The 24,614-nt window shown below is 59.4% G+C and carries 19 protein-coding genes; 8 read left to right on the top strand and 11 right to left on the bottom strand.

Annotated features, from left to right (window positions below):
• Positions 1 to 106 precede the first annotated feature (106 nt).
• On the top strand, positions 107 to 1,519 hold the full coding sequence (gene hemN, locus BM346_RS07085) for an oxygen-independent coproporphyrinogen III oxidase (RefSeq protein ID WP_092010158.1): 1,413 nt from the start codon (positions 107 to 109) through the stop codon (positions 1,517 to 1,519).
• 462 nt (positions 1,520 to 1,981) lie between these two features.
• On the opposite strand, the gene BM346_RS07080 is transcribed toward hemN, so the two are convergent.
• Positions 1,982 to 3,985 carry a methyl-accepting chemotaxis protein gene (locus BM346_RS07080; RefSeq protein ID WP_092010156.1) on the bottom strand — a complete coding sequence of 668 codons (2,004 nt, stop codon included), beginning with the start codon at positions 3,983 to 3,985 and terminating at the stop codon, positions 1,982 to 1,984.
• A 281-nt stretch (positions 3,986 to 4,266) separates the two neighbouring features.
• Here BM346_RS07080 and ubiU point away from each other — a divergent pair, with 281 nt between their 5' ends.
• From ubiU to BM346_RS07065, 3 genes are all read left to right on the top strand, one after another.
• Positions 4,267 to 5,262 carry a ubiquinone anaerobic biosynthesis protein UbiU gene (gene ubiU / locus BM346_RS07075; protein WP_092010154.1) on the top strand — a complete coding sequence of 332 codons (996 nt, stop codon included), beginning with the start codon at positions 4,267 to 4,269 and terminating at the stop codon, positions 5,260 to 5,262.
• Positions 5,263 to 5,275: 13 nt separating this feature from the next.
• Positions 5,276 to 6,169, top strand: a complete 894-nt coding sequence (locus BM346_RS07070; RefSeq protein ID WP_092010152.1) for a U32 family peptidase — start codon at positions 5,276 to 5,278, stop codon at positions 6,167 to 6,169.
• A 202-nt stretch (positions 6,170 to 6,371) separates the two neighbouring features.
• Positions 6,372 to 6,686 (top strand): hexameric tyrosine-coordinated heme protein, encoded by a 315-nt coding sequence (locus BM346_RS07065; RefSeq protein WP_092010150.1) that lies wholly within the window; start codon positions 6,372 to 6,374, stop codon positions 6,684 to 6,686.
• 126 nt (positions 6,687 to 6,812) lie between these two features.
• Here the strand turns inward: BM346_RS07065 and BM346_RS07060 are convergent, their stop codons facing one another.
• Entirely contained in the window at positions 6,813 to 7,526 is a 714-nt protein-coding gene (locus BM346_RS07060) for a succinate dehydrogenase iron-sulfur subunit (protein ID WP_092010148.1), read from the bottom strand.
• Positions 7,527 to 7,863: 337 nt separating this feature from the next.
• On the bottom strand, positions 7,864 to 8,079 hold the full coding sequence (locus BM346_RS07055) for a hypervirulence associated TUDOR domain-containing protein (RefSeq protein WP_092010146.1): 216 nt from the start codon (positions 8,077 to 8,079) through the stop codon (positions 7,864 to 7,866).
• Between the two features lie 191 nt (positions 8,080 to 8,270).
• Here BM346_RS07055 and BM346_RS18060 point away from each other — a divergent pair, with 191 nt between their 5' ends.
• The gene (locus tag BM346_RS18060) at positions 8,271 to 8,438 is read left to right on the top strand and encodes a hypothetical protein (RefSeq protein ID WP_167812629.1); all 168 of its coding nucleotides are present in this window, start codon (positions 8,271 to 8,273) and stop codon (positions 8,436 to 8,438) included.
• Between the two features lie 70 nt (positions 8,439 to 8,508).
• On the opposite strand, the gene BM346_RS07045 is transcribed toward BM346_RS18060, so the two are convergent.
• The 4 genes from BM346_RS07045 to BM346_RS07030 all read right to left on the bottom strand — a co-directional run bounded on the left by BM346_RS07045 (position 8,509) and on the right by BM346_RS07030 (position 14,475).
• A complete protein-coding gene (locus BM346_RS07045) occupies positions 8,509 to 9,180 on the bottom strand; it encodes a hemerythrin domain-containing protein (RefSeq protein ID WP_092010142.1) in 672 nt (223 codons plus the stop codon).
• A gap of 201 nt (positions 9,181 to 9,381) precedes the next feature.
• Complete coding sequence (locus BM346_RS07040) at positions 9,382 to 12,483, bottom strand: efflux RND transporter permease subunit (RefSeq protein ID WP_092010140.1); 3,102 nt, start codon at positions 12,481 to 12,483, stop codon at positions 9,382 to 9,384.
• Positions 12,480 to 13,853, bottom strand: a complete 1,374-nt coding sequence (locus tag BM346_RS07035) for an efflux RND transporter periplasmic adaptor subunit (protein WP_092010138.1) — start codon at positions 13,851 to 13,853, stop codon at positions 12,480 to 12,482. Before BM346_RS07035 ends, BM346_RS07040 begins: the two co-directional genes overlap by 4 nt.
• A complete protein-coding gene (locus tag BM346_RS07030; RefSeq protein ID WP_092010136.1) occupies positions 13,837 to 14,475 on the bottom strand; it encodes a TetR/AcrR family transcriptional regulator in 639 nt (212 codons plus the stop codon). Before BM346_RS07030 ends, BM346_RS07035 begins: the two co-directional genes overlap by 17 nt.
• 251 nt (positions 14,476 to 14,726) lie before the next feature.
• Between BM346_RS07030 and BM346_RS07025 the strand changes: the two genes are divergently transcribed.
• The gene (locus BM346_RS07025; RefSeq protein ID WP_206675681.1) at positions 14,727 to 15,794 is read left to right on the top strand and encodes a tellurite resistance/C4-dicarboxylate transporter family protein; all 1,068 of its coding nucleotides are present in this window, start codon (positions 14,727 to 14,729) and stop codon (positions 15,792 to 15,794) included.
• Here BM346_RS07025 and BM346_RS07020 read toward each other — a convergent pair.
• Together BM346_RS07020 and ubiT are read right to left on the bottom strand one after the other, a co-directional pair.
• A complete protein-coding gene (locus BM346_RS07020; protein WP_092010134.1) occupies positions 15,791 to 18,694 on the bottom strand; it encodes a bifunctional diguanylate cyclase/phosphodiesterase in 2,904 nt (967 codons plus the stop codon). The genes BM346_RS07025 and BM346_RS07020 overlap by 4 nt on opposite strands.
• 65 nt (positions 18,695 to 18,759) lie before the next feature.
• Entirely contained in the window at positions 18,760 to 19,242 is a 483-nt protein-coding gene (ubiT, locus tag BM346_RS07015; protein ID WP_092010131.1) for a ubiquinone anaerobic biosynthesis accessory factor UbiT, read from the bottom strand.
• Between the two features lie 223 nt (positions 19,243 to 19,465).
• Here ubiT and BM346_RS07010 point away from each other — a divergent pair, with 223 nt between their 5' ends.
• Positions 19,466 to 20,476, top strand: a complete 1,011-nt coding sequence (locus tag BM346_RS07010) for a sodium:calcium antiporter (RefSeq protein WP_092010129.1) — start codon at positions 19,466 to 19,468, stop codon at positions 20,474 to 20,476.
• Positions 20,477 to 20,504: 28 nt separating this feature from the next.
• Here the strand turns inward: BM346_RS07010 and narL are convergent, their stop codons facing one another.
• Entirely contained in the window at positions 20,505 to 21,164 is a 660-nt protein-coding gene (gene narL / locus BM346_RS07005) for a two-component system response regulator NarL (RefSeq protein WP_092010127.1), read from the bottom strand.
• A 48-nt stretch (positions 21,165 to 21,212) separates the two neighbouring features.
• Positions 21,213 to 23,069, bottom strand: a complete 1,857-nt coding sequence (locus tag BM346_RS07000) for a histidine kinase (protein WP_092010125.1) — start codon at positions 23,067 to 23,069, stop codon at positions 21,213 to 21,215.
• A gap of 170 nt (positions 23,070 to 23,239) precedes the next feature.
• On the opposite strand from BM346_RS07000, the gene BM346_RS06995 reads away from it, so the two are divergent.
• Positions 23,240 to 24,511 carry an MFS transporter gene (locus BM346_RS06995; RefSeq protein WP_092010124.1) on the top strand — a complete coding sequence of 424 codons (1,272 nt, stop codon included), beginning with the start codon at positions 23,240 to 23,242 and terminating at the stop codon, positions 24,509 to 24,511.
• The last annotated feature ends 103 nt before the right edge of the window (positions 24,512 to 24,614 follow it).

Here is a 24,614-nt window from a genome sequence, read left to right as displayed (position 1 = left end):
GGTGGTTCACGGGGGCATCGGATACAATGAGGCTGATCAGAATCAAAAGCCGGCGCCCCTGACTGTATTACACTGCGCGCGAATCTGCCTGAACCGAGTACCTGCTATGTCTTCTCCCCTGGCTGTTGCCGATACCACACTCCCCGCCTTTATCTGGGACGAAACCCTAATTCGGCGTTATGACCTGAGCGGACCGCGGTATACCTCCTACCCTACGGCCGTGGAATTCACCGCGGACTTCGGGCCCGGGGACATGATAAAGGCAGCGGAGCGTAGCAGGGTCGCCGGTGGCCCTGTGTCCCTGTACACCCACCTGCCATTCTGCGCCCACCTCTGCTACTACTGCGCCTGCAACAAGGTCATCACCAAGAAGCGTGACAAGGCCATGCCCTATGTTGAGAGGGTTCTCAGGGAAGCGGCGATGCAGTCGGAGCTGTTCGGTGCCCACCGTCCGGTTCAGCAACTGCATTGGGGCGGCGGAACTCCCACCTTCCTGCCGAAGGATGTGATGGAATACCTGATGGCAGGTTACGGTGAACTGTTTAATCTGCAGGCCGGCGACGAGCGGGATTACAGTGTTGAGATTGACCCGAGGGAGGTGGATCAGGACACCCTGCCCACCCTCTGGCAGCTGGGTTTCAACCGCATCAGCCTGGGTGTGCAGGATGTGAACCCGCAGGTGCAGAAAGCAGTCAATCGGATTCAGCCCCGGGAAATGACGGAGAGCGTACTCAACGAAGCTCGCCGGATCGGCTTTCGCTCCATTAATCTGGACCTGATCTACGGCCTGCCGTACCAGACTCCCGAGAGCTTTGCGGAAACCCTGGACTCGGTGATCGAAATGTCGCCGGACAGGCTGTCCGTGTTCAGCTACGCGCACCTGCCGGACCGGTTCTATCCCCAGACCCGTATCCAGGGTGATACCCTGCCGTCGCCGCAGCAGAAGCTGACGATTCTCCACAATACGATTAACCGCCTGCTTGAGGCCGGCTACGAATACATCGGCATGGATCATTTCGCCAAGCCGGATGACTCCCTGGCGATTGCCCAGAGGGAAGGACGCCTTCACCGGAACTTCCAGGGCTACACCACTCATTCGGACTGTGACCTGGTTTCTCTTGGCGTATCCGCCATCGGTCAGACCGACGACGCCTACTTCCAGAACAATCACGACCTGCCGGCCTGGGAGCAGGCTATCGACGCCGGCCAGCTGGCCACCGTTCGAGGTGTGGAGCTGACCCGTGATGACCAGGTTCGCCGCTGGGTCATCGGCCAGCTGATCTGCCAGTTCCGGCTTGACCGGAAGCAATTCCAGATGGCGTGGGGTGGCGAGTTTGATGGCTATTTCGCCGACGAGCTGCGCCGGTTGCGGCCCATGATACAGGACGAGTTGATTGCGGATGACGGGCAGGTTCTTCAGGTCCAACCTGCTGGCCGGTTGCTGATTCGGGCGATCTGTCAGATTTTCGATCTGTACCGCAAGGAAGGGGCTTCCCAGCGATTTTCACGCATTATCTGATTCATCCGACGATCCACTTTTAAAAAGACCAGGCCTTGGTCCTGAACTCGCTAGCCTGTCACTCAGGGGGCGGCACGGGACCCCTGGGTGGTCTTTCGCCGCCGCAATTCACGGCCCATCCCTGGGCCGGCCTTGCTACCAGGCCATCCATGGCCTTGCTCTGAAAGACCATCCAGGGATCCCGCGCTCCCCGATTCGGGCGATATCGCTAAAGTCCCTTACACCCCGCCCTTTCCAGGCATGGCTTTTTACTTGCGGCCAGCAGAGTGCTCGTCGGGGGTGGGGTGAGGGGGAGCTTTCGTAGCTGCGACAGGGATGTCGCTTTAGCAAGGCCGGCCCATGGATGGGCCGTGAATTGCGGCGGAGAAAGCTCCCCCTTACCCCACCGCCAGACTCCCAGTCCAAAAGTCCTCTTCAGGTTTTGCGAGCTTCCCAAGGCAACAGACCCGAACACACCGCCGGTCAGGAAGCAACCCGGAATTCGTTCGCCAGGTCCTGCAGTGCCCGGGCAAGGCGGGCCTGTTCGGTCGTAACCTGAGTAATTTCCTGGGAGCCGGTAAGGGTAAGAATGGCCGCCTCGCTGACGCTTTCCATATTGCCCGCCAGTTCCCGGGTAGTTGCCACCTGTTGTTCCGAGGCAGCCGCTATCTGGGTGGCCATGTCCGATATGGACCCGACATCGGAGAGGATATCGGCAAAGGTCTGCTCCAGTTCCGAGGTCTGATCACTGGTTTCCCGGGCCAGCTTGTGGCTGGTGATAATGGAGCGGCTGGCCTGGCCGGTAATCTCCCGGAAGCCGTTGACGATGGATTCGATTTCCGTTGTGGAATCATGGGTCTGCCGGGCCAGGGAGCGAACCTCGTCAGCAACCACCGCGAAGCCCCGCCCGTGTTCGCCGGCCCTCGCGGCCTCGATCGCGGCATTCAGTGCAAGCAGGTTGGTCTGGTCGGCGACCTTGCGGATAACATCCACCACTTCGCTGATGGTGCCGCTTTTCTCCTCCAGCTCCGTGATCACATCGTTCACCTGTTGAACCGATGTGGCCAGTTCACGAATCCGGCTCACACTGGAGTGAAGCACATGTTCACCGGACCGGCTCTTTTCGGTCGCGCTCCGGGCCGCGCCCGCCACCTGCTGTGTATTGCCTGAAATCTCCTCCGAGGTGGCGGACATTTCCTCACTAGCGGCCGCCACCTGCTCGATCTGTTGCTGCTGGCTCCGGACCTGGGCCGCATTCTGGTTCGCGGTAGAGCTGGTTTCTTCCGTCGCCGTGGCCAGCTGCACACTGGACCGGTCGATCTGCCGCAGCGCCTGGCCGAAGCGGTCAAAGAGCTGGTTGATGGCAAGGCCGATGCGGCCGAGTTCGTCATTGGAGGTCACCGGAATCTGGCGGCTGAGGTCCTTGTTGTCCATGGCCTCCTGGACGGTGGTCAGCAACCCGGAGACCTGACGGTTGATGGAACTCATGATGATCAGGGCGAGAACAATAACCAGGACCACTGCCAATGCCGCCACGGTGGCGGTCACGATGAGCCCCCGTTGCTCATCAGCGGCCAGGGTTTCAGTAAGTGCAAGCACGCCGCTCAACAGGGTCGTCCGCGTCTGATTCAGGTCGCCGAGGCGGGCCGTTGCCTGGTCGAACCAGTCAGTGGCTTTGAGGGAGTTCAGGCCTGATTCGCTGCTGAACAGGATTTCACGGAGCCCGCTTAAAGAATAGCTCGTGCTGACCAGGCGCTCGAGGGACTGGCGCTGCTGGTTCTCTCTGGAGAGCATGGCGAGGGCGATATCCATATCTGCTTTCTGGGCGCCTGCGAGTGCGGCGATCCGCTGGAGGCCTGGCAGACTGAATTCACCCCTACGGATCAGGGCCGCGCCGGCGGCCCGTTCCAGGCCGCCCCTTTCGGCTGCTTCAGCCAGGGCGTAGTAGGCATTTATCTGCCGTACCAGCTCCGGCTCGCTGGCCCGGCGGACGATCAGGGTGATGCGGTCCAGTAATTCGCGGACTGTGCCGGTGTATCGGGCCATGGCCTGCTTCGAGTCCACCTGGCCGCCGTCAATCGACTTTCTCAGGGACGGGAGTTCACCCAGCGCCCGGTCCACGGCGCTGGCTGATGCTCGCAAACCCTGGTCCATGGAGGTGTTATTCAGAAGCGCCGATACCCGCTTACGGTACTGATCGATCTGGCTGTCAGTTTGCTGACGTTGTGCAGTGAGCGTGTTGCGGGCGTCATTTGCCCGTCCACTGGCCAGATACACCGCTGTCCGGCCGCGTTCCCGTTGAAGGGATTCAATCAGCGGATCACCTGCGGCCGCGAGTCTGGCCAGTTCCTGCAGCGAACGGATGTCCCTGAAATCCCGGTAGCTGTCCGTGATGCTTGCAGCCGCAAAGTAGAGCAGCATCAGCAACGCCGGCAGCAACAGAACGGCAAGTTTGCCTCGCATGGAAAGGTGATTGATAAAAGGCATGGGTGGATCTCGCTGGGAAAGTTGTTGGTTGTAGTCTGACGAAGACGACCGGGCCCCACCATTGACATTACGGGGTAAAAAAGAGGTAAGTGGCAACCTGTAACAATATGTTTTTACATGTTAATCTATTGTTTTGTTGGTGTTTTTTCTGAAGTGCGGGAATTACTGATGAGTACTGCGAAAGGGGTATTGGCTCCGGCGGGCCGAGGGTGCTGATAACGGTCAAGGCACGCAGTCGAGTAGAGCGATAGGCTGGCTGACTCAATCTCCGGAGGAAAGCTATGGAACTGGTATGTCCCGCGGGCAGCCTGCCGGCCCTGAAAAAAGCCGTGGATAACGGTGCCGATGCGGTCTATTTCGGGTTCCGGGATAGCACCAACGCCCGTCAGTTTGCTGGCCTGAACTTCAATGATCAGCGGGCCGCCGAGGGTATCGAATATGCCCACAGGCATGGCGTTCGTGTTTTCTGCGCCATAAACACCTATCCCCAGCCCCAGGGCTGGCAACAATGGACAGCCGCCGTGGACCGGGCCGCCGCTCTGGGCGTGGATGCGATCATCCTGGCGGATATGGGATTGCTGGAATACGCCGCCAACCGCCATTCCGATATTCCCCGCCATCTTTCTGTGCAGGGATCGGCCACGAGCTACGAGGCCCTGCAGTTCTACAAGGACAACTTCGACATCCGCCGCGCCGTTCTGCCGCGTGTGCTGTCCCTGGATCAGGTGCGGGGCGTCGCGAAACACAGCCCGGTAGAGCTTGAGGTCTTTGCATTTGGCAGCCTCTGCATCATGGCCGAGGGTCGGTGCTACCTGTCCTCCTATCTCACCGATGAGTCTCCCAACAGCAAGGGCGCCTGCTCGCCTGCCAAGGCCGTCCGCTGGGAAGAGACCGCCGACGGTGCCCTCGAATCCCGGCTCAATGGTGTGCTGATCGACCGCTACAGCCGGGGCGAGGCAGCCGGCTATCCGACCTTGTGCAAAGGGCGATTTGAAGTGGAAGGGGATGTGTATCACGCCATTGAAGAGCCGGTCAGCCTTAATACCCTGGACCTTCTGCCGGAGCTGAAGGCCCTGGGGATCAGCGCCGTCAAGATCGAGGGCCGCCAGCGCAGTCCTGCCTATATCGCCGATGTGGCCCGCACCTGGCGCCAGGCGCTGGACCGGGTGGATTGTTCTTCCGGGTTCTCGGTGGACCCCGCCTGGCAGTCAACGCTTTCCGGCCTCTCCGAAGGAGGGCTAACCACCCTGGGCGCCTATCACCGCAAGTGGAAATAAGGGTCAACAAAGTATGATGAAACTGTCCCTGGGACCGATCCTTTGGTTCTGGTCCAAGCAAACCGTCTTTGACTTCTATGGCAATGCCGCCGACTGGCCGGTGGATACCATTTACCTGGGCGAAGCCGTGTGTTCCCGACGCCGGGAGCTCAAACCCGACGACTGGTTCAGCCTGGCCCGCGATCTCAGTGCCTGTGGCAAGGACGTGGTGCTCTCAACCCAGACCCTGATCGAGTCAGAAGCAGATCTGCGACGCCTGCGCCGGATCTGTGACCAGCACGAGTTCATGGTGGAAGCCAACGACCAGAGCGCCCTGCAGGTTGCCATCCGTAACGAGATTCCCTTCGTCACGGGCCCCTCAATGAATGTCTACAACGTCGCCACATTAAAGGTACTGGCGAAGCAGGGGCTGAAGGGCTGGAATCTGCCCGTGGAGCTGGGCAGGGAAACCCTGGAGCAGCTCATCAGGGGCCTGAATGAAGAGGGTCTCGATCTGCCGGCGGAAGTGTTTGGCTGGGGTTTTCTGCCTCTGGCGTGGTCATCCCGATGCTTTACCGCCCGCCATTACAATTTGCCGAAAGACAACTGCGAGTTTCGTTGCCTCCAGCACCCCGATGGCATGGAGGTGCGTTCCAGGGAATCCCAGGAATTGTTCCGGCTGAACGGCATTTCAACCCTCTCGGGCTCCCGCTATGACCTGATGCGGGAAATGCCGGATATGGAGCGGATGGGCGTCTCCACCGTCCGGCTGAGCCCGGAACACCAGGGCATGGACGACGTGGTTGACCGCTTCGACCAGGTTCGCCGGGGCGAGATACCCGCTACTGACCCTCTCCATCTGGTGGAAGCTCCCCCCTGCAACGGTTATTGGTACGGCGAGCCGGGCATGGCACTGGTTCAGTCCTGATCAGGTTCCGAAATCACTATCTACAGAGACCTGGCCCGGCTTTTTGCCGGGCTGCTGACCACACTTTCCTTCTAAAGATTCATTGAAAATAATGGATTAATGGTCCTAAATGGATAAACCTCCGGTTGGAGGTTTATCGAATTTTTCCGAATCCGATAAACGAGGTCCGGAAGACAATACCTGATGGGAAAAGGAGGAGAAAATGAGTTCCATAACGAGCAGGATACTGGTGATTCTGGCTGTTACCCTCATCGGACTGCCTCTTGCTGCGCAGGCCGAAGAAGGTCAAAAATCCGAGAGCTGGCTTCCCAGTCTTCAGACGGAAACTCCCAAGGAAGGATTCGAGCTTGCCCTCAAACTCTCACGGATGGGCGTGAAAAGTACCCAGCCTGACAAGGATGTGTTGTTCCGCGAACGCGCGGAATACTCTCAGGATGGCGAGGCGCTGATTCATGCCTCAGAGGTTGTCGCGATTCATTTCCAGACAGTGGCTGCGGCCAACAATTACTGGAAGTAAGGAGAGTGGTGGCAGGCTCTTTTCATGGGGACTGCCACCGGTTGCCGGGCCTATGGGTTCCCGGGGGAGGCACGGTGGCGTCCGGCCACCCCGAGCTGCCCGGTCAATTAGTCGCAGCGGCGGCCATCAGACTTCGGCCCGGAACAGCATGGCCTTGATGCGGCCGATGGCTCTCATGGGATTCAGGCCCTTGGGGCAGTAAGCCGTGCAGTTGCCTATGCCGCGGCAGCGAAAAACGCTGAAGGGATCCTCCAGACTTTGCAGTCGTTCCTGTGTCGCGGTATCTCTTGAATCCAGCAGGAAGCGGTAGGCCTGCAGCAGCCCCGAAGGTCCCACGTATTTTTCCGGATTCCACCACCAGGATGGGCAGGCGGACGTGCAGCAGGCGCACAGGATGCACTCATAGAGCCCGTCCAGTTTTTCCCTGTCTTCCGGGCTCTGCAGGCGTTCGATTGCTGGTCTCGGACTGTCATTGATCAGCCAGGGCTGGATCCGCTTGTACTGCTCGAAGAACAGGGTCTGGTCCACCACCAGGTCACGGATTACCGGCATGCCGGGAAGTGGCCGTATTTCCAGCACATCGTTCTTACCCAGCATTTCCTCTACTGTCGTGATGCACCCCAGCCCATTGCGACCGTTGATGTTCATTCCATCCGAACCGCACACTCCTTCCCGGCAGGACCGTCGAAAGCTGAGAGTGGGGTCGCGGGTTTTCAGATGTTCCAGTACGTCCAGTACCATCCGGTTGCGGAAGTCAGCGTCTACCTGGACGTCCTGGCTGTAGGGTACGTCGTCCTGTTCCGGGTTGTAGCGGAACAGCCGAACCATGAAATCGGACATGACGGGCCTCCTCACTTGTGACAGCTTCTCATCAGTATTTTTCCGAAAGTATCATTTTAAATACAGAATATCACTCATGGGAGGCGTCGTTTTTTTGAGGAGGTTCAAATTGGCCTGACGGTCATCATTGGCCGGATTCATCATCCGGATCCAGATCATCTTCACCCGTCTGGAGTTCGACCTTGCGGGTGTTTTCTTCTGGCCCGCCAATATTCCAGTGTTCGATCAAGCGCTGCTCGAGCTCACAGAGCTGCCTGTCATTTCCCACAGCATTCCCGCCAAGGCGGAGCATCTGGAAAAACAGCTCGCGACTGTCACGGGGCAGTTTTCGGGGGGACTACTCGTCGACTTGACTCAGTGCCGAATCCTTGTGCATGGCGATGTGGTCTGTTTTGTCGCTTTTAATCTCATACTGCGGCTCTTCCTTGCTGGCGCGACGGTTATGTCCTTTATAGGTGGTATCGCTCGTATGGACCCGAATAATTCGGCCGCTCACGTGTCCGGCTTCGGAATTCCAGGTGACGTGATCCCCTACCTTGAAACGTTGTGCCATAACATACCTCCGGAAATGGTGGTTTGTTGGCTGCTGTCGCCGCAAATTCCGTCAAGACGTCTCCTAAAAAGTTAGTCGTTCCCCGAATATCCAACAACTCCCTTCAGGGTTTCCTCTTCGATACCGGTAATGGCGACAGCAACACCCTTGCCCCTGGAGGCGCGCCTTCGCTACGCTGGATGAGGTGCATCATGACGACTGTCGCACTACGTACCTTGGTGCCTGTCTGGTGGCCCGAACATTACCTGCTGGCCAGTGTCGGGTTGTCCTTCCTGCTATGGACGATAACCTACCTGCTCTATGTGGCCGGCTATGCGCGGTTTCTGCTCTCCGCCCGAGAGGATGGTTTGCCGGGGTAGCGCCGCTTTCTGGTGGACACCTCCTGCCCACCATAGGCTGAGCCCCCGGCGGATGCGGGGGCAGGGCCCGTCAGAACTGGAACCTCGGAAACAGAATGTCCCGCTCCAGGTAGATCTGCTCCGACAACCTGAAATCGAGTTTCCTGAGTTCCCGATAAAACCGGCGCCAGGAGCGGCACGCAGACTCGGGCAACCGGTAGTTTCCGGTCATTTCCCGTAGCCGATGGAGCTGACTCTTGATCATGGTGTGTTCTTCATTCATCTGGGCAATGGGCGTGTCCGGGTTTGGCGGCGGGTCATGCTCCATGCGCTTGAGGACGTAGGCGTTCTCTTTCTCGATATGGTCACTGAGGCTGTGCTCGAGTTCCTTGATCGCCAGGGTGATTCCTTTGGGAACGGCCGGATGTGCCCGGTGAATTGCCTCGATCTTGCGGGCCAGGCGGTGAAGCTTCGGCAGTTGCTCGAGATGGCCTGCATCATAACCCTGCAATATGAGCTCGATGAGCACATCGGTATCCAGTTCCTCCAGCGGTGTCTGTTCCATCACGGTATCGAAAAGCTCCCGGCAAAGGGCTTCCTGATCGACACCAGCGATGGACGCAACCATATCAAGGGTCGCCTGGCGGTGATTTTCCGCTTCGGGCATGTACCGGCGAAATACCTCCAGAGTCTTCGGGCATCGGCTGGCCAACTGGCCGAGCGTGGTTTCATGACAGCTGCCGAGAATGTCCTGATAGTTCATTGCTGATCCTCCTTCTTTACCTTAAGATATATATAAAATACATTTTAATGGGTGTCAAGAACTGTTCTCATTTTCTTGGCAATACGGAGGTCGTAATGACTTGCAGCAAGCCTGAGCATATTAAAGACGAGATCTGGAATCAGCACCTGAGATGGCTGGAGCTTGTAAGCAACGAATGTAAATCCAACCGGTTAAGGGACACTAGGGCTTTGCCCGAACAGGTGCCTTCGTCCAGCCAAGATCCTGAAGAATGATGTAGAGAGCCGGCAACGCCAGCAGTATCAGAATGGTGGACACCAGCAGACCGAATACCACTGAGATCACCAGCGGAATGACTGCCATGGCCTGGGTGCTGGTTTCGGCCAATAGCGGCAAAAGGCCGGCGACGGTGGTACTGGTGGTGATCAGGATGGCTCGGAAGCGGGCGCGGCTGGCAGCCCCCGCTGCCTCCTGAGCGCTCATGCCCTGTGCCCGGAAGTTTTTTATGAACTGCATTAGCAGAATGGCGTTGTTAACAACGATGCCCGCCAGTGAGGCTGCGCCGATTAACGAGGGCATGGACAGGTTGTAGCCCATTGCCAAATGCCCCCAGACCGCACCCATAAAGGCCACCGGGATCGACAACATTACAATGATCGGCTCAAGGTAACTGCGGAACTGGAACGACAGGATAAGGAAAATTCCCAGCAGGCCCATAAGCAGCCCCCGAACGATGGACTGTCCGGTTTGCCGGGAGCGGGCGGTCTGGCCTTCCACCTGTATTGTGATACCAGGCCATTGCTTGTGAAGCTCGGGAAACACACGGTTCTGCAGGTTGGTGACGATGGCATTTGCGTTGGTGTTCTGGCCCCTCACGTCTGCGGAGACAGTCACCGTGCGGAGATCGTCAATCCGGGTAACCTGTGACCACTGCCGGTCCTCGGTAATTGTGGCCACTTCCCTCAAGGGAACCATCCGGCCCTTCGCGGTGGTGATCACCGTATCCTGCAGAAACCGGCGGGTGTTGCGCTCGGCGCCAGTCTGACGAACCAGTATTTCGATATGCTGGTCACCGATCTGAACCGTGTCCACGATGTCGCCGAGCAGACCGGTACGAATCTGACTGGCGACGTCGGCCGCATTCAGGCCCAGAGACAGAGCATGCTCATTCAGCCTCAGGATACGCTGGGGTTTGCCGGGGCGAAGGTCGTCCAGCACGTTGAAGGTGCCTTTATAGCTGGCAACTTCACTGGCGAGATAACGTGCCGCGGCCTTCAGATCGGTCAGATTGGTGCCCTGCAGACGGACTTCTATTGGAATGCCCGCGGGGCCGAAACCCGGTTCCTGGATGTTAAGGGTAATAAGGCCGGGAATGTCCCCGATTTCCTGATACCAGCGTTCGGTGAGAAGCTCCAGGCCAACTGTGCGGACCTCTGCGGTCAGCAGGTCCGCCATCACTGTGGCAACGTGTGCACCTTGTTCCCCGGTGCCGGCGTGCTGGTTGAAGCGGGTCTGGATGTTTCGCACAAGAGTCTGCTCGCCTGGCTGTTCGGAAGTGAACTCTCCGTTGAGTCTCTGCATCGCCTCGGTAATGCGGTCGGTAATAGCCTTGGTCTGGTGAAGAGGCGTACCCTGGGGCATCAGAACCCGTGCTTCCAGTACGTCACCTTCGATTTCCGGCATGGCTTCCATACGTACATGCCCGCCAGCCATCAGCCCCACCGAGCCGAGTAATACCAGAATCATGACTGCCAGCACGCCGTAACGGAAATGGATGGCGATATCGGCCAGTTGCCCGACTTTTTCACGGACTGTTTCAAAACCATTGTCGAACGAGGCACGAAACCGTGACGGTGCTTTTTCCTGTTTCTTGCCAAGGCCGTTTTTGAGATGGTGCGGCAGTACCCAGAAGGCTTCGACCAGGGAGGCAACGAGGGCGGCAATAAGAACCACCGGCAACACTTCCAGAACCGAACCAAGTTCCCCGGCAAGAAATGCCAGGGGCGTGAACACCGTGGCCGTGGTCAGGAAGGACGACAGCACCCCGGGCAGAATTTCTTGGGTACCTGTTACCGCAGCTTCCAGGGGGGCCTGGCCCTCGGCAGCCCGTTGGGCAATGTTGTCTGTTATCACTACAGAGTCATCCATGACAATGCCGATAGCCATAAGCAGTGCAACCAGAGTGATCATGTTGAGCGAGAGACCGGTCAGGGCCATCATTACGAAAGCCCCGGCGAAGGCTGCGGGCAGGCCGAACAGGGCCCAGAATGCCAGCCGGGGCCGGAAAAACAGTGCCATCACCAGACCCACCAACACCAGGCCGGTAATACCATTGCCCACCAGCATCCGGAGCCGATCCTCGACGATTGAGGTCCTGTCCTGGGTGATCTTCAGCTCCACAGTGCCGGTGAGACGGGCCTTTTCTTTGTCCACAAAAGCCTGCAGCGAGTCCATCACTCGCAGGGCATCCTCGCTGCTGTTCTTGTGAATCTCGAGAACGATGGCGCGCTGGCCGTTGAATTCCACCCGTTCCTCTTCCCGTTCGTAGGCTTCGGTGATGGTCGCGAGGTCTCCGAGGGTCAGCACGGCACCGGCTTCCCCGCCTATTACCGGAAGTTTCGCCAGGGCCTGCAGCGAGCGCCGTTCATCCACAAATCTTAACTGGATATCCTGGTGGCTGGCCTCAATAGTGCCCAAAGGCATGTCCAGGTTCTGGCTGGTGATGGCGTGGGCAATATCCTGCACTCCGAGACCGTACTGACGCAGCAGGTCCCGGGGTACCTCAACGTGCCACTGACGCTGGGACAATCCAGCCGGGATCACGTCGGCGACCGTACCCAGGGCGAAAAGCCGGTCTTCCAGTTCGTTGATGTAAGATTCCAGGTGAGGGAAGCTCATAGGGCCATATACCGCGATGGCTGCCACCAGGTCAGAGCGGTACATCTCTCGGATAATTGGCTCCTCAGCCTCGTCCGGAAGGTCGGTCAGGGCTTCGATTTCAGTGCGTATGTCATCCAGAAAGCGGCCCATATCGCCCTGGGGCGCCATGCTTGCGATCGTTCTGGCCTGGTTGTCCCGGGCCGTGCACGAAATTTCCTCCATGTAGTCCACCCGCTGCAGGGCTTCTCCCAGGCGCTGGCAGATGGTTTCCTCCACATCCGCTGCAGTGGCACCCCGGTATTCCATCGTGATGCTGACTTCCGGCGGCAGATAATCCGGAAAGGTTTCCCGGATCAGGTTTGGCGCCGCGAACAAACCCGCAGCCAGAATCAGAATCAGCAGGAGGTTGCCGGCGGTGGGATGACCGGCAAACCAGCGGATCATGGCTGCTCTCCTCTGGCCATTTCCTGCAACCATTGAGCCGTTTGCTCATCGTATCGGGGGTTCAGGGGCATGCCCGCCATAGCGGGAACCAGGTCATCCAGGATCACCCGGTCTCCGGGCTCCAGGCCATCGCTGATGACCGCAAGCTCACCCTGTTCCCAGCCTATACTGACCGGTTGGCGTTTCAGGTGATCACTGTCATCGGCAAGATATATCACTCCCTGATGGATGGCACTGGCGGGTACTATCAGCACCGGCTCCGGTGTTGGTGCTGAGATAGTCGCCTGCACGAACATGTTCCGGATCAGCGGTGGCCGGGAGGGCGGATTGGCTTTGCGGTAGGGCTCATCTACGGTGATCACCGCCTGAACCGTACGGGTAGTCGGGTCAAGGCTGCCGGTCACCCGGCTAAGCTTGCCCTCCCAGCGGCTGTCAGGAACGTTCGTCGGCTGTACCCATATGGTCAAGGTATCCAGTGACAGTCGCCGGTGAAAATCGGTAAAGCCTGTGGCCGCATCGTTATCACCTGCCGGGTCCAGCGCGTCCGGTATCTGGGACAGCACATTGCGAAGTTCGGAAATCTCCAGCTGAACGGTAGCTTCGGCGCCGGTAATACTGTCGGCCACAAAGAGGGTCTGTCCGGGACTTACCTGTTGCCTGGTTTCAATGTCGGATCGGTGGATACGCAGGTCCCATGGGGCTTCAAAACGGGTATCTTCAAGGTCTTCCCGGGCATTCGCCAGGGTGGATTCACTCCGGGCCAGTCGGGCCCTCAGGATATCCCGCTTCGCCGGAATCAGGTTGAGCTGGTTTCTCAGGGACTGCACTGCCTGCTGCTGTTGCAGTGTTGCCCGCTGTTGTTCATCCAGCCGGGTTTCGGACAGGGCGCCCCGGTCTGCGAGCACCCGTGCCCGCTCGAGTTCCCGCCGGGCCAGGGTGAGCCTGCGGCTCTCCAGCTTCAGCAACTCCTCCGTGTTCTGCTTCTCCTGGTCCAGTTGTCTCAGTTCCGCCTCGACACCAGCGATATCGGCTTTGGCTGAGGCTTCCGCCAGCTTGTAACGGGTCGGGTCAATCTGCAGCAGGCGGGTTCCTTCAGGGATCAGCCTACCGCTTTCGAGGTCCGGATTTTTCCAGACAATGCGGCCTCCGACGCTGGCCACGGCCTGCCAGGTTCGGGCGGGTAATACCTGACCAAAACCACGGGCTTCGGTGTGCACAGTGAGGGGCCTGGCATCAAGAAACCTGACCGGTGTTGCCGTTAGCTGTTCCGTCATACGCTCCGGCGGCTGCCTGAGTTTTACCATGACAATCACAAAGACGATGCCGGCAATCAGGGTCAGGATGAGGATGAGCTTACGCCTGCGGTGCATCGGAAACCTCCTGAAAACTGGCACTATAAAGCCTGAAAATGCGTGGCGCGGTTTGCTCGAGGCTCTGAATGTCGCCCCCTATCATGGCCTGAACCACCAGACCCTGGATGGCCCCCAGGTAAAGGACCGCTGCCGCCTCGGTATCGATGGTTGCGGTAATGCATTGTTGTCCGACACCACGGTTAATCAGGGTGATGACTTTCTGGCGGTAGTTGGACAGGGTCTGACGGACGATGCGTTTGGCCGGACGGTTACCCGGCTTCTGGAGTTCCCCCAGCATCAGGCGGGGAATCCCCGGGTTCCGGGCAATGAATCGGATATGAGCCAGGAACATGGCTTCCAGTGCTTTATCCGCTCGTTCATGTTCGTCGGCAACACTGAAAACCCGCTGGTCAAGCTGCTCGGAGACCCAGCGTGCGACTGATTCCCACAGGCAACTCTTGCTGGGAAAGTGCTTGAACAGGGCGCCCTGGGATAGTCCTACTTCTTCAGTGATTCGGGCGGTGGTGAGGGTGGAGGGGTCCTGCTCCCCACACAGATGAACTACCGCTTCAACAATAGTGGACTGTCGCTGTTCGGTATTCTGGTAGGTACGTTTGATTCCATTCGCCCGGGTTGCCATGGTATCTCTTTAAAGAAAGTAATTGATTACTTTTATTGTGGCGGCAACATGCGGGACTTGCAAATGTTGTGATCAAATACCGGATCGGCAGCGGGCCCGGTTCTTGATCAGAAAAATCGTGGGGAAGCCGCTTGCCGAGGCTTCCAACGATTCGCTGACAGGCGGTTGGGCCTGAGAGCCGGCGGGCATGCTAACCTGAATGCAGACTGACAGACGCTGTTGTGGTTCGGAGCAACTCCCATGAGTGAACAATGTCAAACCTGAAGGCACTCCCGGGCCAACTGGTGGCCCTGCTCGCCACCGCTGCCAAGGGTCTGTTCCCCGGCTACTTCGCCGTGGTCATGGCCACGGGGGCCACTTCCATTGCCTCCAGCCTTCTGGGATACCGGTATATTGCGCTGTTTCTGCTGATTGCCAACTGCCTGGCGTATCTTCTCCTGTGCGTACTGACACTGGTACGGGTCATCCGCTTTCCGCGGTCCATTGTCAACGACATGGTGGACCATGCCCGCGGGCCCGGCTTCTTCACGCTGGTGGCCGGCACGTGCATCCTGGGGTCCCAGTTCCAGGTTCTGCTCGATTGGTCCGGCGTGGCCATTGCGTTCTGGTGGGCCGGTCTGGCGCTCTGGTCGATCATCATGTATCTGTTCTTCATCGCGGTCACCACCCGTCGGGAGAAGCCGGCGCTGGATGCCGGTATCAACGGAGCATGGCTACTGGCGTCGGTCAGTACCCAGTCTCTGGCCGTGCTCACTGCGCTGGTGCCCTGGAGCGGCCCGGAGGACCTTCGCCTGTTCCTTGGCCTGTGCATGTTCATGATCGGCTGCATGCTGTATCTCGCCATCATCACCCTGATCTTCTACCGGCTGACGTTCCTGCGATTGAGCGCCGAGACCCTCAGCCCGCCCTACTGGATCAATATGGGCGCGGTGGCCATCGCCACTCTGGCGGGCTCCACCCTGATTATCAGGGGAGAGCAGGGTAACCTGCTGGCGGATTTCCTGCCTTTCCTGCGGGGGTTCACCCTGTTCTTCTGGTCCGTCGCCAGCTGGTGGATTCCGTTGCTGATCGGACTCACGCTGTGGCGCCATCTCATCCAGCGCCACAGACTGAGTTACGACCCCCAGCTGTGGAGTGTGGTCTTCCCCCTTGCCATGTACACCACTGGCACCACCCGTCTGGTGGAAGCCCTGGATCTGAACTTCCTCCTGGTCATACCCGGCGTCACCATCTGGCTGGCCTGGGGCACCTGGATCATCACCAGTGCCGGCATGTGGTACCACTTCTCTGACCTGACCCGCCGGCGCATGGACTTTTAGCCCCTCTGCCCCGGCAGCCGTTGAGAAAACTCCGGTTCGGGCAGGGGTTTGTCGAACAGATATCCCTGAAGCTGGTCACAGCCATATCTCGCCAGCTCCTCCGCCTGGCGGGGGGTTTCGACCCCTTCGCCCACCACCTTGGCATCGAAGGCATGGGCCATGGCAATGGTGGCCCGGGCAATGGCGGCGTCGCCGGCGTCTTCCAGCATGTCCCGGACGAACTGACAGTCAATCTTGATCTTGTCGAAACGGAAGATCTTGAGGTAGCTCAGGCTCGAATAGCCGGTACCGAAATCATCGGCGACCAGGCGAACGCCCATGGCCCGGATTTCCTCGAGCACATCCCTGGCCGTGAGGGTGTTGGGCAGCAGACTGCCCTCGGTCAGTTCCAGCTCCAGAGCCCCGGGAGGGAGTTGACTCTCCTCCAGTGCCCCACGCACCAGTGATACCAGGGAGTGACCCCGAAGCTGATTGGCGGAAATGTTCACTGAAATGAAATTGAGCCCCAGTCCCGCGGTTCGCCATTTCTGGGCCTGCTTACAGGCCTGCCTGAGCACCCATTCCCCGATGGGAACGATCAGTCCCGTTTCCTCGGCCACCGGTATAAAGTGAGCGGGGGAGACCAGACCCCGATCCGGGTGTTGCCAGCGCAACAACACCTCGCAGCCCTCGAGAGTCGCCGTCACAGCATTGACGATGGGCTGGTAATAAAGCGTGAGCTGGTTCCGTTCAAGGGCGTGCCGCAACTCCCGTTCGATCTCCAGGCGCCGTGTTGCCCGCAGGTTCATTTCCCGATTATAGAAATGGTAGCAGGCCTTTCCCGAGGCCTTGGCCTGGTACATGGCGCTGTCCGCCTGCATCAGCAGGGTTTCGGCATCGGTTCCGTTGGTCGGGTAGAGGCTGACGCCCATGCTGCTGGTGATAACGTGATCCCGGCCCGGCAACTTGATGGGTTCGTGAAGGGCCTCGGCCAGTCCCTGAATTATGGAGGCCGCATCTTCCGGTTTTTTCAGGTTCTCCAGAATCACCGCGAACTCGTCGCCGCTGAGTCGGGCCTTGGTGTCGATACTGCGCAGCCTGACCTGAAGCCGTCGGGCAACCTCGCACAGCAACATGTCACCCGTGCCGTGGCCCATGGTATCGTTGATCAGCTTGAAGTTGTCGAGGTCGATGAACATGATGGCGACCAGGTGACCGTCCCGCTCGGCATGACGGATGGCCTGTTTCAGCCTGTCCTTGAACAGAACACGGTTGGCGAGCCCCGTAAGGGAGTCGTGGGTGGCACGGTGCAGCAGTTCTGCCTCATGCTCCTTGCGCTCGCTGATGTCCCGCGCGATCGTTGAAAGGACCTGTGGGTCCTCGCCATTCTCCGGGTGGGCGATCAGCAGCTGGGAGACAGGCACTTCCGTCCCTTTGCGGTCCCTGAGACTCATCTCGCCATGCCAGAGGCCACATTCCAGGGCAGTGGGGATGGCCTCTGATCTCAGAATCTTGCCGGCCAGAGGCGTGAGCAGCTGTTCAAACTCCCATCCCGCCAGTGGGGCCTCGTCAGTTATGCCCAGCAGGTGGCGTCCGGCCGGATTCAGATAGATCAGGGCACCGTTGGTGGCGAAGGTCGCTGTCACGTCCGGTGTCATATCGAGTATCGTTATCAGGCGCTGGCGATCCGCCTCGGCCCGCATTCGCGCGGAGACATCCCGGACCACGGCGATGACCCGCTGGTCGGGATCGATCAGAACCGGGCTAAGGCTGATCTCGAGGGGAATTTCGCTGCCATCGCTGCGGCGGCCAAGCACGATGGATCCGCGCCCCATGGAGCGTGACCTGGGATCGAGTGAATAACTGTCGACATATCGGCGATGTTGCTGGCGAAGCGGTTCGGGTAGAAGGTCATCCACGTTCCGGGAAAGCAGCTCTTCCCGCCTGTAGGCAAATATCTGTTCCGCTTCCCGGTTGACCTTGATGATCTGGCCCCCGGGGTCGCTGATGAGAATCCCGTCCGCGGCCGCCTCAAACAGGCTTTCGGATACCTCCTCAGCGCGGCGGGCAGCCGTCGCTTCCGACTGGAGATCGGCAATCAGCCTTTGGGTGCGGGCATTGGTTTCATTGAAGGCCTCCGCCAGTTCGCCGATTTCGTCACGGGAGTGATAGTCGATCCGCCCCTGGAAATCGCCACGCCCGGCGAGTCTTGTCAGTTCCACCAGGTTACGCAAGGGCCTGACGCCGTGCCGGTACCCCGTAGTGGCCACGCCAGCCAACAGCAGTGCAGCGGCGATCTGCAGGGCATTCTGGGCGGAATCCCGCCATGCCTGGGCACGAAGCTGGCTGTCGACCAGCAGCTGGACCATGGCCCGGGTTTCCTTCAGCAACGGCTCCGCCTGCTCCTCAACGTACTCCAGGGCCGCCGTCTCCGGTCCCGTTACCAGGCCCGCCACCAGGCGCGCGGACGTGCTGTACTGTTCCCAGCTCTGCCGGACCGAACGAATGGCCTGTCTCAGTTCCTTGCGATCCTCCTCCAGGAACAGCGAAAAGGGAGTTCTCTCCACCTGTTCCAGGCTTGCGTTGTAGTCATTGATCGTCTTTTCGAGGGTCGCAGCATCGCAGAGTTGCCAGCGTCCTGAATCAGGCGGCCCGGCGTGGCAGACGGAGATGATGAACGCGATGCGCTGACTGAACATGCGCAGCTTGCCCGCTTCGTTTATCTGGATGGTGAAAGCAGCGGTATGGGTGCGGCTCAGGTGACTCAGGCCGATAAACGCCGACCAGATCAGCACGAAGCCCAGGGTGACCAGAAGCAGCTTGCGACCCAGGGTCAGGCGGGGCCTCCGGACAGGTTTCCGGTAATGCGAGACTGATTCCGGCGACGGGACAGCGGGCGGTAGCTGGCTTGCACCCGACATGCTCAATCCTCTTGAGTTTGTTGTTATGGAGCAATGGGATTCCTGAGGTCTCTTCTCCTGCCTGGTCAGGCCAGGCTGTCAAGTAGGTTCTTGATAGCCAGCCCGAGTTCGGTGTCACCCTCGATCATCAGCCGCCGCTGGAAGAACAGCTGGTCCGGGTCCAGTTCTTTCGAAGCCAGGGCCCTGAAAGCGCCGCAGGAGCCGCGGATGGTGGTTTCGCCGGGACCGTTCACCACCCTTAGCCGGCGCTGCCAGAAGCCCAGGGTGATGCCGGGCCCTCCGCCTTCGATCTCAAGCCGGATAAGACGGCCTTCAAAGTCATCGAATTCGCCTTCTGAAATGGCCTGCCGGAACTTGTGGTTCAGGGGAGCCTCGGCGACCAGCTGTTTGAGGGGAAGGGGGACGCTCGCTTCGACGGCTTCCAGGAACGGGCGAGGGGGTGGGGCGAGGTCCCGCACGACGTCCAGGCATTGCCGGGCGAGTGGGCCCGGTGTGGGCAGAAGGCGCGCGGGGCGAAGATGAGGTGCGCGGAGCAATGCAAAGGCCATGGCCATCTCCAGACTGGAATCTCGCAACTATACTAAGGGTTACGGCCTGCCAACGGATTGACTTAAGCCAATGTTCGCGCAGATCCATGAATCTGCTGGCGGTTGAAGAACGGTGGTGGCGCCGGTAAGGAACCAGGCCGACGAATTTCGTTTTCCGGCTTGTCGGCATCCCTGTTCAGGGATTGCCTGAGGAGGGCATATTCTTCAGTTTCTGTTCTGGGTAATGATCGCTGTTGCCGGCACCGCTGTGGTGTGGAAAGGTAGTGGTCTGCTGGAACGCTCCAGTGAGCGGCTATCCCGGTATTACCAGTTACCCGACATCGTTCAGGGAGCGATCGTTGTGGCGATCGGCTCCAGTTTCCCGGAGCTCGCCACAGTGGTCGTGTCCACTCTGATTCACGGTGAGTTCGAGTTGGGGGTGGCGGCCATCGTCGGTTCGGCCTTGTTCAATATCCTGATCATTCCGGCGCTTTGCGGCCTCGCTGTCAGGAATCGGTTGGCCACCAACCGGGACCTGGTCTACAAGGAAGCGCAGTTCTACATGATCTCAGTGGCAGCGTTGCTGCTGATGTTTTCGTTCGCGGTTATCTACAACCCGGTCGAAACAAACGGAGGTGAGCTCCGGGGGGAACTGACCCGTGGGATGGCCCTTGCGCCATTGCTGCTGTACGGGGTCTATGTCTTCGTCCAGTACCAGGACACCAAGGACCATCAGTCCGATGCCGATGTCTTCCATGTCCGGCCCGCCCGGGAATGGGGCCGGCTGGCGGCGGGTCTCGGGCTTATCCTGATTGGCGTGGAGGGGCTGGTCCGGGCGGCGGTCAATTTCGGCGATATCCTCGGCACTCCCAGCTTTCTCTGGGGCATCACCGTCGTGGCCGCGGGCACCTCGGTTCCGGACGCTTTTGTGTCTGTCCGCGCGGCCCGTAATGGCAAAAGCGTAACCAGTACCGCCAACGTGCTGGGAAGCAATATCTTCGATCTTCTTTGCTGCATTCCGATCGGTGTGCTGATCGCGGGCACCGTTGTAATCAACTACTCCGTTGCAGCTCCGATGATGGCAGTACTGACGCTGGGTACGATCATTCTTTTCCTGATGATGCGCACCCACATGATACTGAGCCGGAAGGAATCCTGGAGCCTTCTCATGATTTATGCGGCGTTCATCCTGTGGATAGCCCTGGAGTCCTTCGACATGGTTGATCTGATTGTCAATTTCCCTCCCGGCACCTGACTGTTCGCCGGCAAGCGCCCTACCGGATTCAGGCCTTGTGGAGGCCTTCCTCCACAGCCCAGACCGCCACTTCGACCCGGGAGCGAAGGTTCAGTTTCTTCAGCAGGTGCTTGACGTGCACCTTGACCGTGCCATCACTGATATCGAGTTTGCGGCCGATCATTTTGTTGGAGAGGCCCTCGGCGATCAGTCGGAGAATATCCTTCTCGCGGGGTGTGAGGCTGTCGAAGTCGGGGCGGGATGACTGCTGGGGCTTCTGGGAGCGGAGCGCCTGGGCCAGCAACGCCGTCAACCGATCACTGATGACCATTTTGCCGACGGCGGCCTGCTGCAGCTGCGCGATCATGTCCTCCGGTTCCATGTCCTTCAGCAGGTAGCCATCCGCGCCCGCTCTGAGGGCATCCACAACATCATCCTCGTGGTCGGACACCGTGAAAATGATAATGCGGGAAGCGACTCCCTGCTCCCGGAGTTTCTTGAGAACCTCGATGCCGTTCATCTCCGGCATGTTCAGGTCCAACAGGATCAGATCCGGCTCCAGCTCAACGGCACGCTGGATGCCATCCGGGCCATTGCTGGCTTCGCCCGCCACCTGCATGTCGTCTTCCATATCAATCAGTTGCTTGATGCCCTGGCGCAGCAGCGGGTGGTCATCAATAAGCAGGATACTTGCGGGTGCGTCAGACATGGTCTCTCTCAATCCGTCGTTATGCTGAAATAGTCAGCAGATCAGCGCCTAACCGGCGCTGGCCTGCTGGGTCAGAATCATGTGGCGGCTCTTGGGGATAAAGCTCAGGGCCACTTCCACGCCGCCGGTGGGCCGGTTCTGAACGCTGACCTTGCCACCGAGCGTGCGGGCCCGGTCCTGGATGATGATCAGCCCGTAGTGCTGGGATGGCTGGTCGCCTCCGGGAAGTCCGATACCATTGTCGAGTACCCGCACCTGTACCTTCGGGGATTCGAACAGAACCTGCACCCGCACCTCGGTAGCCTGCGAGTGCTTGACGGCATTGGCAAGCGCCTCCCTCACGATCTGCAGAGTATGTATCTCTTCGTTCGGGGATAATGTGTTGGGCGGCAAATCATAGTCAAGACGTACGTCTTCGCCGAGACGTTCGCTGAACTCTGTCACGGTTTGCCGCAGCGCGGTGGCCAGGTCCGGTGTATCCAGCTTCAGGCGGAAGGTGGTAAGCAGCTCCCGCAGCTGACGGTAGGCGCTGTTGAGGCCGGTGCTGAGCTCTTCGAGGATGGCGTTATGGGCCTTTTCCTGCTCGCCGGTTATCTCCAGACGGCGCAGGCGGGCCACCTGCATTTTCAGATAGGACAGGGACTGGGCCAGGGAATCGTGCAGTTCCCGGGCGATGACGGCCCGCTCTTCCGCCAGGGTGAGGCGCTGTTCCTCGGTAATCTGTTTTTCCAGGAAGATCGCAGTGGCCAGCTGGTCGCTCAGAGTCTCCAGCAGCCGGCGCGCCGTGTCGGAAAGGCCCTTGTCGGCGGGATACCAGACTTCCAGTGTGCCCAGGAGTTGACCGGGTGTCCGGATCGGCAGCAGCAGGCGGCGACCGTCGTTTTCTTCCACCGGTAGTTCGTCGTATACCTCGGGCGTTACCAGGCAGGCGGTGCAGTGGTGGTCCCGGCAATAGAAAGGGCGCTCCAAAGTGGAGGTCGTCACGGCCTCCACCGGCCCATTACTGTTCTTGTCATGCAGGTACAGCCGGATGGGGCCGACGCCCAGGAGCTGCTCCAGGTCCTGAAGCATCGGAATGGCGCCACTGCAAAGGTCGTGACTGGCGAACAGGGTGCGGCTGGCACTGTGGAGCAGTTCCAGAGCCTGGTGGCTTTTTTCCAGCTCCCGCGTCTTTGTGCGGGCCTCGCTTTCCAGTTCGTGGTAGCTGAGGGCCAGCTCGGTGGTCATCTGGTCGAAGGCGGCGCCCAGACGGGAGAGTTCGTCCGCGCCCTGGAGGTTGGCCTTCCGGGAGAAGTCCTTTTCACCAACCGCGGTGGCAATGCCGACCAGCTTGCGCAGCGGTTGCAGTACCCGCTTCTTCAGGTCGACGAACAGAGCCAGTGCGATCAGGATGGAAAACACCAGGCTGATGATCTGGATAACGTGGAGCAGGTCTATCCTGGCCTCGGTCCTCGCCTCAAGCATGCTTACCAGAGCATCGACTTCGGCGACAAAGGCTTTTGTTGTGTCCAGCAATGCCAGCGATACCGGCCGGCCTTCGGTATGGGCTTCGAGTACCGGGCGAAGACGGTCCGACCAGAACTCCATCACGGTCTGGTACTGCAGGTGGAGCGGGTGATCCTTGGCGCTGGGGATGGTACGGATCAGAGAAGTCTGGGAGAGCCGGCGCTCATAATCTTCCATCTGGCTGGCGAAACTCCGGGCTTCCTCACCTCCAATGCTGGCCGAGCCTGCCAGCAACTCGAACGCCCCCATGCGCAATGCGCCGGCCTGGTTAATGGCGGTGGCATTGCCTTCAATGCTTTGGGAAACGGCCAGTGTCGTCGCCATACTGACGACAGCCGTAAGCACAATCGCGCCGACGACAATGGCGATTCGTCTGACAAGAGGACTGCTGGTTGTCATAAGGGCCCAAGATGAGATCGGCTTAACGGGACTATTCTGCGCTAACCTGGCCGGAACGTATACCCCGTTAAGGATAGTGGATTACCCCATTGGGTTATCTTCCATTGTAATCTTTGACGGTTTCCCGGGCAAAGACGGACACTAGAAGTTGCCTTTTGCAGGACTTCACTATGGTTCATTGGGTGCCCCCGGACGAAGAAGACAATCTGAATTCACTGGCGATCGCGTTGCCCCTGGCGCTTGCCGGCTTCATCGTGGCGGCCGGCTGCTGGTCACTGTTCGCGGTAGCCGGTGTCCATATCCGGGATGCCCTGGCGCTGACCAGTGTGCAGTTCGGCCTGATGCTTGCCCTGCCCATGGCATCCGGAGCCTTGCTGGCGGTGCCAGCGGGCCTGGCCGCCCAGAAGTTCGGCTCGGTGCGCATCATGATCCTCTGTCTGGGCGGGCTGGCGGTAAGCATGCTGTTGCTTATGAAGGCCGACACCTTCGCCGGTTTTCTGTTCGCCGGCGCCGGTCTCGGACTGGCGGCGGGTTATTACAGTGCCGGGCTGGAGTTTGTTACCCAACACGCTTCGCCGCGACACATGGGTCGGGTGCTAGGGATCTTTGGGGGCGGTATTACCGGAATAGGCCTGAGTTATTACCTGGTGCCATTGATCCTGGAGGCATTCGCATGGCGCGTCGTTCCGCTTGCCTACCTGATTGTGCTGCTGCTGATTCTCGTGCTGCTGGTGCTGTTGACCGATCGCGAAGATCCGTCATCCGAAGCGTCTCCTGAAACAACCGTCCTTGGGGCGTTGCATGCGCTTGTTCGTTTTCGCCTGTGGCAGATTGCAGGCTGGTTCGGTGTAGTGGCCGGAAGCTTTTTCGCCCTGGCACTGTGGCTGCCGGATTACCTGGCTTCTCACTACGATCTGCCGGTCGGACATGGTGCCGGCATGGCGCAGTGGTTCGTACTCCCTGGTGCCGCCGCTCAGGTACTTGGCGGATACCTGGCGGACCGGCACGGATCGCCAAGGGTGGTGACCTGGGCGCTGGGAGTCTGCCTGGTGGCGCTGTTCGTGCTTTCCTACCCGCCCATGACCCTGTACGTGGAGGGTAAAAACGGTCGCATAGAGATTGAGTTTATGCTGCCTCTGTTGCTGGCCGGAGGCTTCATGGTGCTGCTCGGAGTTGCCCTTGGCTGTGCCATGGCGGGCCTGCAACGGATGATGGTGGTCCAGAACCGGCGTCTGGCCGGCTTCGCCGCCGGTATCCTGCTTGTCAGCGCCTGTTCCGTCGCCTTTATTTTGCCCGTGCTGTTCAGTGCGGTGAACCAGTGGCTCGGTGTTCGCAGTGCCGTGTTCATGATCCTCTTCCTGCTGCTCGCCTGCAGCCTGATCCTCTTCGCCAGCGCCTGCCGTCGTGAAGAACGCCTGACCCTGCTCCGCGGGGGGATATAGCCATCTACCCCGGGGGTGGTAGAGAAGGGTTATGACGGGGTAACCACGCAGATTTCAGGGCCTGTCTCCCACACAATGGTCTCAAATCGGAACAACGATCCGG

Source organism: Marinobacter daqiaonensis (assembly GCF_900115285.1).
GTDB lineage: Bacteria > Pseudomonadota > Gammaproteobacteria > Pseudomonadales > Oleiphilaceae > Marinobacter > Marinobacter daqiaonensis.
This window is presented reverse-complemented; position numbering and strand designations above follow the sequence as displayed.

Bases quoted from the DNA above. Each gene is read 5' to 3' on its own strand.
- hemN (WP_092010158.1), top strand. From the start codon at position 107: ATGTCTTCTCCCCTGGCTGTTGCCGATACCACACTCCCCGCCTTTATC.
- BM346_RS07080 (WP_092010156.1), bottom strand. From the start codon at position 3,985: ATGCCTTTTATCAATCACCTTTCCATGCGAGGCAAACTTGCCGTTCTG.
- ubiU (WP_092010154.1), top strand. From the start codon at position 4,267: ATGGAACTGGTATGTCCCGCGGGCAGCCTGCCGGCCCTGAAAAAAGCC.
- BM346_RS07070 (WP_092010152.1), top strand. From the start codon at position 5,276: ATGATGAAACTGTCCCTGGGACCGATCCTTTGGTTCTGGTCCAAGCAA.
- BM346_RS07065 (WP_092010150.1), top strand. From the start codon at position 6,372: ATGAGTTCCATAACGAGCAGGATACTGGTGATTCTGGCTGTTACCCTC.
- BM346_RS07060 (WP_092010148.1), bottom strand. From the start codon at position 7,526: ATGTCCGATTTCATGGTTCGGCTGTTCCGCTACAACCCGGAACAGGAC.
- BM346_RS07055 (WP_092010146.1), bottom strand. From the start codon at position 8,079: ATGGCACAACGTTTCAAGGTAGGGGATCACGTCACCTGGAATTCCGAA.
- BM346_RS18060 (WP_167812629.1), top strand. From the start codon at position 8,271: ATGACGACTGTCGCACTACGTACCTTGGTGCCTGTCTGGTGGCCCGAA.
- BM346_RS07045 (WP_092010142.1), bottom strand. From the start codon at position 9,180: ATGAACTATCAGGACATTCTCGGCAGCTGTCATGAAACCACGCTCGGC.
- BM346_RS07040 (WP_092010140.1), bottom strand. From the start codon at position 12,483: ATGATCCGCTGGTTTGCCGGTCATCCCACCGCCGGCAACCTCCTGCTG.
- BM346_RS07035 (WP_092010138.1), bottom strand. From the start codon at position 13,853: ATGCACCGCAGGCGTAAGCTCATCCTCATCCTGACCCTGATTGCCGGC.
- BM346_RS07030 (WP_092010136.1), bottom strand. From the start codon at position 14,475: ATGGCAACCCGGGCGAATGGAATCAAACGTACCTACCAGAATACCGAA.
- BM346_RS07025 (WP_206675681.1), top strand. From the start codon at position 14,727: ATGTCAAACCTGAAGGCACTCCCGGGCCAACTGGTGGCCCTGCTCGCC.
- BM346_RS07020 (WP_092010134.1), bottom strand. From the start codon at position 18,694: ATGTCGGGTGCAAGCCAGCTACCGCCCGCTGTCCCGTCGCCGGAATCA.
- ubiT (WP_092010131.1), bottom strand. From the start codon at position 19,242: ATGGCCTTTGCATTGCTCCGCGCACCTCATCTTCGCCCCGCGCGCCTT.
- BM346_RS07010 (WP_092010129.1), top strand. From the start codon at position 19,466: ATGATCGCTGTTGCCGGCACCGCTGTGGTGTGGAAAGGTAGTGGTCTG.
- narL (WP_092010127.1), bottom strand. From the start codon at position 21,164: ATGTCTGACGCACCCGCAAGTATCCTGCTTATTGATGACCACCCGCTG.
- BM346_RS07000 (WP_092010125.1), bottom strand. From the start codon at position 23,069: ATGACAACCAGCAGTCCTCTTGTCAGACGAATCGCCATTGTCGTCGGC.
- BM346_RS06995 (WP_092010124.1), top strand. From the start codon at position 23,240: ATGGTTCATTGGGTGCCCCCGGACGAAGAAGACAATCTGAATTCACTG.